The 1863-nt window shown below is 46.6% G+C and carries 2 protein-coding genes and 1 pseudogene; all 3 read left to right on the top strand.

Translation table 11 applies throughout. The features are described from left to right. The first annotated feature begins 567 nt into the window (after positions 1-567). Positions 568-900: a hypothetical protein gene (locus AACS90_RS22615; RefSeq protein WP_099123650.1), complete on the top strand. Its 333-nt coding sequence runs from the start codon at positions 568-570 to the stop codon at positions 898-900. 10 nt (positions 901-910) lie between these two features. Next, positions 911-1162: a hypothetical protein gene (locus tag AACS90_RS22610; RefSeq protein ID WP_339373640.1), complete on the top strand. Its 252-nt coding sequence runs from the start codon at positions 911-913 to the stop codon at positions 1160-1162. Between the two features lie 15 nt (positions 1163-1177). Beyond that, positions 1178-1863: pseudogene (locus AACS90_RS22605) on the top strand (hypothetical protein); the annotation flags it as partial.

Below are 1863 nucleotides of genomic sequence, written 5' to 3'. Positions count from 1 at the left end.
GTTTATTAATTACTAAACTTCATTCCATCAGCAAACAGGCAGGACGCCCACGAAGTAGCCGCTACCGGCGTAAGAAGAGGTAGATGATTTGCTCAGACAACACGGCACAGCAGCCGTTTAGGTGAAATGTTCAAAATCGAATTTACCGTTTCAGTTGTTATGAAGGAGGAGAACCGCAGCGCTCATTACGACCTGCCACGATTACCACTTGATAACAACTGGCTTTTATCCCAACACCAGGGGATGCCGTTAGCAAGAGACCAATCACCGTAGAGTGATGCTTGAAGAGGCAACTAAACCGGTCGTCAGCCTTGACCAGGGTAAAGCGACGCTGGACAGCGTAACCAGCATAGCTCCTTGACTGTGGGAGTGAAGGAAGCGCCGAAAGGCTGACAGCCCGGAAAGACGGGCAACTTATTACAGACGTAAAAAAACCCACCGAAGTGGGCTCTTTTACCCCGGATCGCCGACCAAAGCTACCGGGAGTTCTTGAGGCGGAGACCAATCCGCCAAAAGAGGCAAGACCAATGATTACTCATCGATCCACAATAATATATAGGAGTTGCTATGAAAGCACAACCTAACACACTGAATGTCACCCTCTACATCTATGCCAAAGAAGGGTTTGATAAACAGGTTGAATTCAACACCCTCACTTGCGCGCCTGCTAATACAACTTATTGGGGGGCGTTAATCCACCAGCAGGATGTGGAAATTACCCTTCCCTCTATCAATAAATCTGATCTCATCCATGCGCAGATCAGCGCACTCAAGGCTGAACAAGAAAAAGTGTTAGCCACCGCACAGCTCGAAGTGAACCGGATTGAAGACCATATCCAATCACTCTTATGTATTGAAGGTCAACCGGTTCCCGCTGCCGATATGGAACTGCCTTATTAGCCCCGGAGGAATGATGCAAAACATCAATGATGTTATTGAAATGATTCTGGACGCTGGCTTAACCGCTGTTGAACATGAAAACAACAGCGATTTCGTGGGAGGAATAACCCATATCTCCCTTCTTGGCGGGAAACGGCGGGTGGAATATTACCCAACTACGGGCATGGTTTATTCGAACCCGGTGAAGGCGCTTTATTCCACCGTCAGGTTGCCCAAAGCTGGCATCCGAAGAGCAATCAAACTGGCCAAAACAGGCAACTAACAAGAGGCAAGACCAATGAAAGTTTATATTTGTGTATTTGAGCCTACCCCGGAGGCTCAAAAGGATGGCGCTATCTCTTTAGCTATCGCGCTTGAGGCTAATTCAGTCAAAATGGCTAAAGCATTGGCCATTGTAAATTTAGGCGAAGCGTATCCCGATGATATGGATAAGTTTAACACCGATACACCTCTTGTTTGTGAAGATCGGGTTGGTTCCCCTCGCCCGCCTGTAGGTCAGTTTGATGAGCAATTTGCTGCTGAATATGAATTTGATGGCACAACGTGGAAAACCAAAACCATTAAACAGGATACCCGACATGATCTCGCCAATTTTGGCAAAGTTGCCACTATTGTTCGTGTTGCAGCCATTTTGTTATTCAACACCACTGAGCTGACAAATGGACAGATAACTGATGCAACTAAGTTTATTCATCAAGGAACAGATCAACCCAAACTGCGCAATATCGCCTACGGGTTAGGTGGCATCATAAAAACGTCATTAATGGATGCTGCACAGACACAGAAAATTGCCCTGGTCACTCAGGAACACTTTTCATCCGCAGAACATGTTGATCCAGAACAAGTGACCCAGTTCGGGGAACAGTGGCTGTCAGAGTCATATCAAAAACGCGAATTTAATCATAGCTACGCCACACTGGACTTAGAAATTGCCATGGCCTTACTGGATGGTGATTTTGACTG

It is taken from the genome of Xenorhabdus sp. KK7.4 (genome assembly GCF_963876465.1).
GTDB lineage: Bacteria > Pseudomonadota > Gammaproteobacteria > Enterobacterales > Enterobacteriaceae > Xenorhabdus > Xenorhabdus stockiae.
This window is presented reverse-complemented; position numbering and strand designations above follow the sequence as displayed.